Below are 8,359 nucleotides of genomic sequence, written 5' to 3' on the forward strand. Positions count from 1 at the left end.
TTGTTTTCCAGACCGAAGAGAACTCGTTTTCTTATGTGGAGAGAGCATGCAGTAAGCGCTGGGAAGTAAAAGGATCGTTCATTACTAGAACGCGTGCCCTTACGAGCACGAAAAACAGCCTTTGGAACAATACTGTAAAACAAGAAAAAACAAGTAGTGACTGGCGTTTAAAAATAAATGGTAATTTTAGGAAGGAAGCAAGAGAACCGTCCCCGTGCTTCCACTGCACTGCATAACCTAATAACATTCGATAAATTCCGGGGCGTCACTGTGACCTAAAATTTTTGTTCTTCACGTTTCTGGGCTTGAATATGTTTTTTGCTCAGCTACTTTATTGTCTTTTTCAATTCGATATTGAGTCACTTTCTCTTTTACAACTAATGGATCTTGGTTCTTTGACAATGCTTTTACGAATAGATCCTCTACCTTATGACAAACAGTTCGATATATCCCCATTTTGAATCCCCCTTACCCAATCATATTTTTAGCTACATACAACCTTCTACCTAACCAAGATAGTGCTAGAATACCTACACCTCCAGCAGAAGCTGTTTGGTTTTCTTTCTTTTCCACTAGATATTCTTTATATCCAAGTTCATAATAATGACTAAATACCTTCTCTGCTTTTTTATATCCAAAAGGAATAACCTGTTCTTCTCCACTTGCACCTAGAGATAGAGCAAAATCCTTAATTTCATTAATTTCTTTATTTGATTCAAACCCTTGTTTGTACCATTCTGTAAACTTTTCATTTGGTAGGTTTGGGTTTTCATAGGTTACCATTGTAAAAGTGTCAGCATATCCAAGTTTGAAGTACTCTTCTTTTAGTTCATTTTGTCCTTTGTCATATCCCTCTTGATAGGCAGTAATAAATACTTCTTGAACATCTACAGGGGGAGAATGTATATCATTCTTTCCGTCTTGATAACCCAAGTCAATAAATTCAGCTTGTTTTGCTTCGACTCTTTCTGAGACGGCTTTGTTAAACCCTTCTTCAAATGATGATTTCAGACTAGAGTAAGAAGCGTATTTATCTGGAACATCTAAATTGTCTTGTTTTTGTCCTAAGGAATATCCTTCTTCGCTTGCAAATTTTTTTTCTGAATCAATCTTCTTTTTACCTTCTTCGTAACCCTTGTAATAGCCTATTGAATAACCTTGATTAAAAGCATCAGTTCCAGTAGAACCTTCGCTATTGTTGGAGGCTTCCTGATAACCATCCTCTACTCCTTGTTTGTAACCTTGACTTTCTCCATTAGAACTATCTTGTTGATTTTGTTTAAATTGGGCTTGTTCAGGGCTGTTATTTATTTTTGTTTTATCATAACCACCTGGAGCTTCACAAGGAATACCATCATCGACTACACCATTTCCCCATCCATCAAGATTCTCCGGATCGTATGTTGCAGAGTATCCCTTTACATTCCAATATTCAACAACTTCATCATATGTAGCAAAATCTGAACAATCCTTGTCATTTCTAGTAGCCGCACTAATATTAGAGGAAGATCCACCAGAACTTGAGCCACCACCATTATGATAGTGATATCCTGTACATAAACCCTTAGAAATGGATTTACTACTACAGTTATGCCCTCCACTTGAATCAGTTCTACCTGAGTGTGCATTTACCATTGTTCCAAATGGAAAGATAATAAAGAAAACAATAATAGCAATTTTTCTAATCATGTAAACTCTCCTATTCTATAACTCTAAAAAGTGTAATAATTGAGACTAAAATTGTAAAATCAACCATTGAAAATGCAATTTTATTCTTACTCTTTACTTTTACATATTTACAACTTAATTACAATAGTGCGTTAGAGCGTTATTTAGGAGTAGTTTACAAGCAGGGTTTCTAAAATAATTAGAGAACTAATGAGCTTTCTTGAATAGTATTCATCGAATCATCATTCTTAACGGAACCCATTTAAGAGAAGGCTCGGAAGAAACAATTTATGATTTAAATTGTCTAAGCCAATATTTGAGATGATGAATAGTAACATCATTCAACTCGCACCATTTGAAATGTGTTAATCCATTTTTTCGAAGGTTAGCGATCCGTCTTTCCCATTCCTTTCTCCGTTCACTTTTAGACATAAAATACCCCCTCAAATGTATATTTGAAAGGATTATCTCATACCTTGATGTTTAAGTTGAAGATGGGTGCTATTTTACGCTTTCCTTTAAAAACGTACAACCATTTTGTGTTAAACATTTCTGTGAAACAAGCAAATTTGAGTGGTGACAGGCACGCAAATTAAATTCCCATAGAAGCATGGGGACGTACCCTTTGCTTCTTTCGTGATGTGAATTTCTATGCTGCTAGTTGCTTTTGCTTGAACTATGACTCAGCTAGAACATTGGAAGAATTAAAAGCGAAAATAAATCATTATATGGTTTACTATAACAATTATCGATATCAGTGGAACTTAAAAAGGATGACCCCTATTCAATATAGGAATCATCTTCTAGTTGCTTAGTCTCCTTTTTTATAGTGTCCTTGACATAGGTGCCAGTTTATTAGTCACATCCCCTTATTCATATAAAAACGTACAACCATCTTATGTGAAACATTTCTGTGAAACAAGAAAATTCGAGTGGTGACAGGCACGCAAATTAACCACAGGCATGCAAAACTAATCCCTTACCCCTATAATTCGTTAATTTTCCTTACAATTCCAGGGTTACTTTCCGCCCAGTCTCTTCTATCTTCCCTAATTGCCTTCAAGTGCAAATCTATATTTTCTTTGGTCAATATTATGCCGAAATCCCCCGGAACTGCATCTAAATGTATGTCTAATATACTATTAAATATAAGATTTCCTACATTTTTTCGATAGTGAGATTGATCAGTGTAGAACTCAAAATTAATAGGTGGCTTAGTTGTGATTGAGTTATATCCAAAGAAGTCCCATACAGGGGTAATTGCTACAATCTCTTTTTTCCATCTTTCAAAGTCATTCCAAAGACCTGCTTTTCTAATTCCTTCTAACTGTATTGCATGAACGGGAGGAAGAAAAACATCTAATTTGATATTGTTTACTTCACACAAATTTACCAACCTAATAAAATTCTGTAATTTTTGATCAGATAACTTATAATTCTTAAGAATTTCTTCATTGTTCAAATGTTCGTTCAAATGTTCATAAAAGGGATTTCTACCGTTTTTTAATAATACTTCGTTCCTTATCACGATTTCACTTTCATTATGACTTCCGTTAGGTAAGAAAACTGATCTTGTATACTTCTGTTCATCTTTAATATTATCTATGAAAACTTTTATACTATCTTTTAACGATTGTTCACTCAATAAGGTACTAAGGAGATCCTCTTTAATTAATAGATGAGTATCTAGTCGAGAATCTACAAAAGCAATTGTGTTATTTCTATAAGTATTAAACCCCTCATAATCCAGCCCAATAATGACTCTTTTTAAGTTCGGATTACTTTTTAGTGCATAATCAAAATATCGCATCTGTTCATAAATATTTGCTCCACTAAGTCCAATATTATAGGCGATTTCTCCAGTTGCTTGATAATAATAATCTGGGTCTAACCCCAATCTAGTTCTAGATGAGCCTAAGAATATTACCTCTGGCTTATTTGTGGCAACCTGCCTTGCTTTCATTAAATACTCTTTACTTTCGATTTTCTTCAAATTATAGTGTTTAATAGTAGGTGTGTTATAAATTTTATACGGATCTATCATAAAGCAAAAAATAATAATACATATTATACTAATTAAGCTACATATTATTAAATACAGATACCATTTTTTATATTGTCTCATAAATATCTCCCTTAAAAGTTAAAGTAGATAAACTCGCTTACTCTAGTCAAATTTAAAATAGAATATAAAATAAGAAAAATACAAAGGATAAAGGACCATAAGGTAGGCTTGAATGTATCTGATAACTGCTTTGTATTTTTAAAGCAAAGAATAATGATAAAGCCTACTAATATATATTGAAGTGCACCTATTGTGTCATTTAATGGTAAATTATCAAAAGTAATTATACTCTTAAAATGAGTGGGAAATAGTTCTTCGAATCTTTCTGGAAGAGTTAAACCATTGAGTCCTATCATACCCCTCAAGATTTTTATAGCGTCAGGAAAGGTTTCAGCTCTAAAAAAGACCATTGTAAAATTGATAAAATTGAATGTAATAAACCACGCCAGAACGTTATTCATTCTTATCTTGGTCAGCTTCCAATAACGATGAACTACGGTTGCCATCCCGTGTAAGAAACCCCAGAAAATAAAAGTCCAACCAGCTCCGTGCCACAGACCACTAATGAGGAACATCAATATTAAACTTATACTCGTTCTAACATTCACTTTATCCTTTAAGCCTAAAGGAGTAAAGACCTTGCGTAATAGGTATTTATTTAATGGCATATAAAGATAGCGATATAAAAACCTACCTAGAGTCATATGCCATTTGTTCCAGACATCTTGAATGTTGGTAGCTTTATATGGGGAGTTAAAGTTCCATGGTAGTGTTATATTAAAAAGGAGTGCAGCACCTATAGCCATATCCATATATCCACTAAAATCAAAATAAATTTGAAATGTATATGATAACGATATAACCCATACCTCTATAAAGGTTACAACCTTCAATTGATCAAACCCTTGTGATGCCCAAATAGAAAAAGAGTCCGCAAGAATCACTTTTTTAAAAAGGCCAATAGAAAAAAGGAAAATACCTAGTGTAACAAATCTATAATTCACTAATTTTTTTCTTAAGTTTGAAAATTGGGGGATTAATTCTTTATGATGAACGATTGGTCCAGCTATTAATTGTGGAAAAAAGGTAACAAAAAAAGCATAGTTTAATAAATTTGATGATTTAATTTCCTTCTTATAGATATCTACTATATAAGCAATCTGTTGAAAGGTAAAAAAACTAATAGCAAGCGGTAATGACAATTCCAATAGAGATTGGTTAGTTGCAAAAAGAGTGTTTACATTATGTATAAAAAAATTGGTGTATTTAAAATATCCAAGCAAACCTAAATTAAATATTAATCCTATTAACAGAACTGATTTCGAGTTAAATATATTATCCCTTTGAATAATTTTGCCTAAAAAATAATTCACTAAAATTGAAAGTAAAATTAATGGTAGATAATTAATATTCCACCAGCTATAAAAAAGCAGAGAACTTATAACCAACCAAAATTTCCCTAACATAGTATACCTTCTCCTATTTAAGAAGAAGTAAACTAAGAATACGACGGGAAGAAAGACAAAAATAAATGCAAATGAATTATACAGCATAGTTATACTCCTACAAAAAAGTTTGAATTGTACGTACCAACAAAAAAATTTACGTGTATAAATTAGTTAGAAAAGATTTTGCTAAATTGTTATTCTATATTGCATTCGTAACCGGAGGAAAAATAGTAATACTTATACCTGTAAATTCCTATCATTAGGAAATAAGGGGAATCCCGAATTAAAATCTTTTTTTCGTTATCTGTGAAGCAAGAGAACCGCTTACTCTAGTCTGAAATCATCATTTGAAGAAGGGTTTAACAAAGTCGTCTCAGAAAGAGTCGAAGCAAAACAAGCTGAATTTATTGACTTGGTGTAAACGCTAAACTAGAATTAACAGTTTTCCACAAATAGAAATGAACAGAATTCCACAAATAAGATTAAACAGTTTACCCACTATATTATAACTTTCAATATACTTGAATTAGTCTATTGAAAGTGAGGAATTAGGAGTGAACCGTTTCATGAATTACATCGAGATTCATCGTCTACACAAAGAAGGATTTTCCAAGAGTTCCATTTCTAGAAAGCTAAACATATCAAGAAATAGGGTGATAGATTACTTAAGTATGTCACTTGAGGAATTTCAAGAGTTTGCAAGCTCGCTTAAAACGAGAGAAAAGAAGTTAGACCATTACCATAATGATGTACTTGGTTGGTTGCGGGAATATCCCGATCTAACAAGCGCACAGATATTTGACTGGCTAGAGGAGAAGTTGCATTTTAAAGACGTGGCTGAAAATACAGTTCGGAATTATGTGAATCATATGAGAGATGTCTATCACATCCCAAAAATAAGTGTGCAACGAACATACTCATCTGTCCCAGAGCTTCCTATGGGACAACAAGTACAAGTGGACTTCGGACAGACTGTTGCGAAGGATATAAAGGGGTGTAACAAGCGACTATATTTTATCGCATTCGTGCTTTCCCATTCCCGATATAAATATGTCGAGTGGCTAGACCGGCCGTTTCGAACGTCTGATGTCATTAGAATGCATGAAAATGCTTTTCATTATTTTGAGGGAATGCCATTGGAGATGGTGTATGACCAGGATGCGTTACTAGCGGTAAGTGAAAATGCAGGAGACCTTATCATGACGGCGGAATTTACGAAGTATCACCAGACCCGTCGATTCAACATATATCTTTGTAGAAAAAGCGATCCGGAGACAAAAGGGAAAATTGAACAGGTTGTACAATTCGTCAAAAACAACTTCAGTAAAAATCGAGTATATGACAATATTGCAGACTGGAATTTATCCTGCAATGCTTGGTTGAAACGAACAGGCAATCATAAAGTTCATCATAATACAAAAAAGAGACCTTCAGAAGTGCACGCCCTGGAAAAGCAACACTTAAAGAAAGTCTCTGGTACTTATATATTTGAGAATGTTCTCCTATCAAGTATAACAAGAATGATTCAAAAGGACAATGTGATTCGGTTTGGAGGAAACCGTTATAGTGTCCCGATAGGGACATACAGAAATGAAGCTCCTAATATAGCCTATCTTCAAGAAGACGCGGGTCATCTATTCATACGACTTAAACAGACAGGGTCTATATTGGCGCAGCATCGGATTTCAGAAGGAAGAGGACTACTAGTATCAGACCCTTCACATCGGGAACGTAACACATCTAAAAGAGAAGCCCTGATTCAGGAAATAGAAGATGTATTCATAGATAAAGAAAACATTCAATGGCTAGTGGAGCAACTAAAAGAAAAATACCCACGACATTTAATGGATCAATTATAGATATTACAAGGCTCCATGAAGTTATATCCAAGTTATTGTGAACAAGCAATGCAGGAGATGAAAAAGCTTAAGATGACAAGTGCAAATGACTTCCGAGATATCGCACACTCACTGTCTATTCAGAGTCAATGTTCATCCCCTGTAGTCACCACAGAACTAAACCCGAAATATAAAGAACTAATTGCGCCAGAACGGTCTGATGACATATATTTAAAAGTTTTAGGAGGAGGTAGAGTTTGATGGGTCAGCCGTTTGAAGCATTACAAGATAAATGCCGTACTTTGCGTCTCGCCGAGACGGCCAAGGAACTACCCGCCCTAATGAGGGAGGCAGAATCCAAAAGCTGGACATATCATGAATTCATCCATAAGCTCTTGAGCTACGAGATGAGTTGTCGAGAGAAGAAGAATAGTGAAAGGTTAATGAAATGGGCTGAATTTCCGGAGAAAATGACATTTGAGAGCTATAACTTAAAAGAGCAAACTGCCATTGGTGAGAAGCAATTAAAGGTGTTAAAGGAGCTGAATTGGATAGAGGAAAGCTTCACATTAATTATGATGGGACCCACAGGCTCTGGAAAAACTCATTTATCCATTGCGTTAGGCATACATGCCGTGGAAAAGGGATACCAGGTATCCTTCGTCTCCATGAGTCAACTCATGTATATCTTAAAAACAAGAGAATATACCAGTAAGTCAAGAACTCGATATAAAAGAATCATAGAATCAGATCTAATTATCATTGATGATGTCATGTATATGACCTACGAAGCACAGGAAGCGAACCTATTCTTTCAATTCATCTACGATCTATATGACAAGGCTGCTTTCGTGTTAACTTCAAACAAAGGACCAGGTGAGTGGGGAAAGTTTCTAGGAGACCCCACTCTAACCACCGCCATCTTAGATCGCTTACTACACCGCAGTGAGATTCTGACTTTCGATAAGGAAGCAGATAGTATTCGAATGAAATATAGAAAAGCATTATTTAATGAAGTACCTGTTGAATCTTAATTGTGGAAAACTGTTTAAAATTAATTGTGGAAAACTGTTTAATTTTACTTGACGGTTACACTTGGGTTATCAAGACGGAAAGAATGATATACATTCTCCCCCTGTAGATGTTCAAGAAGTATTTATTACTGCCTATCAAGAGGGATATGACAGTAAGCGCTGGGAAGTAGTAAAAGGATCGTTCATTACTAGAACGCGTGCCCTTACGAGCACGAAAAACAGCCTTTGGAACAATGCTGTAAAACAAGAAATAACAAGTAGTGACTGGCGTTTAAAAATAAATGGTGGATTTAGGAAGGAAGCAAG

The 8,359-nt window shown here is 34.7% G+C and carries 9 protein-coding genes and 1 pseudogene; 5 read left to right on the forward strand and 5 right to left on the reverse strand.

Annotation, left to right across the window (positions count from 1 at the left end; all coding sequences use genetic code 11):
- Positions 1-236 (forward strand): hypothetical protein (locus tag ACOI1C_RS21615; RefSeq protein WP_422512661.1); only part of this gene is annotated, 236 nt, incomplete at its 5' end.
- A 55-nt stretch (positions 237-291) separates the two neighbouring features.
- Here the strand turns inward: ACOI1C_RS21615 and ACOI1C_RS21620 are convergent.
- The 3 genes from ACOI1C_RS21620 to tnpA all read right to left on the reverse strand — a co-directional run bounded on the left by ACOI1C_RS21620 (position 292) and on the right by tnpA (position 2,100).
- Positions 292-456 carry a hypothetical protein gene (locus tag ACOI1C_RS21620; protein ID WP_422512662.1) on the reverse strand — a complete coding sequence of 55 codons (165 nt, stop codon included), beginning with the start codon at positions 454-456 and terminating at the stop codon, positions 292-294.
- Between the two features lie 12 nt (positions 457-468).
- Positions 469-1,689, reverse strand: a complete 1,221-nt coding sequence (locus tag ACOI1C_RS21625; protein ID WP_422512663.1) for a YHYH domain-containing protein — start codon at positions 1,687-1,689, stop codon at positions 469-471.
- A gap of 267 nt (positions 1,690-1,956) precedes the next feature.
- Positions 1,957-2,100, reverse strand: a complete 144-nt coding sequence (gene tnpA / locus ACOI1C_RS21630) for an IS66 family insertion sequence element accessory protein TnpA (RefSeq protein ID WP_422512664.1) — start codon at positions 2,098-2,100, stop codon at positions 1,957-1,959.
- A 260-nt stretch (positions 2,101-2,360) separates the two neighbouring features.
- On the opposite strand from tnpA, the pseudogene ACOI1C_RS21635 reads away from it, so the two are divergent.
- Positions 2,361-2,483 (forward strand): annotated as a pseudogene (locus ACOI1C_RS21635) (IS3 family transposase); the annotation flags it as partial.
- A gap of 170 nt (positions 2,484-2,653) precedes the next feature.
- Here the strand turns inward: ACOI1C_RS21635 and ACOI1C_RS21640 are convergent.
- Positions 2,654-3,793: a hypothetical protein gene (locus ACOI1C_RS21640; RefSeq protein ID WP_422512665.1), complete on the reverse strand. Its 1,140-nt coding sequence runs from the start codon at positions 3,791-3,793 to the stop codon at positions 2,654-2,656.
- Between the two features lie 11 nt (positions 3,794-3,804).
- Positions 3,805-5,286 (reverse strand): MBOAT family O-acyltransferase, encoded by a 1,482-nt coding sequence (locus ACOI1C_RS21645; RefSeq protein ID WP_422512667.1) that lies wholly within the window; start codon positions 5,284-5,286, stop codon positions 3,805-3,807.
- A gap of 461 nt (positions 5,287-5,747) precedes the next feature.
- Here ACOI1C_RS21645 and istA point away from each other — a divergent pair, with 461 nt between their 5' ends.
- The 3 genes from istA to ACOI1C_RS21660 all read left to right on the forward strand — a co-directional run.
- The gene (istA, locus tag ACOI1C_RS21650) at positions 5,748-7,040 is read left to right on the forward strand and encodes an IS21 family transposase (RefSeq protein WP_422512669.1); all 1,293 of its coding nucleotides are present in this window, start codon (positions 5,748-5,750) and stop codon (positions 7,038-7,040) included.
- 239 nt (positions 7,041-7,279) lie between these two features.
- Positions 7,280-8,053: an IS21-like element helper ATPase IstB gene (gene istB, locus ACOI1C_RS21655; RefSeq protein WP_422512671.1), complete on the forward strand. Its 774-nt coding sequence runs from the start codon at positions 7,280-7,282 to the stop codon at positions 8,051-8,053.
- Positions 8,054-8,114: 61 nt separating this feature from the next.
- The coding region (locus ACOI1C_RS21660) for a hypothetical protein (RefSeq protein WP_422512672.1) at positions 8,115-8,359 on the forward strand (245 nt) is incomplete at its 3' end.

The organism is Bacillus sp. DJP31, assembly GCF_049310945.1.
Taxonomy (GTDB): Bacteria; Bacillota; Bacilli; order Bacillales; family SA4; genus Bacillus_BS.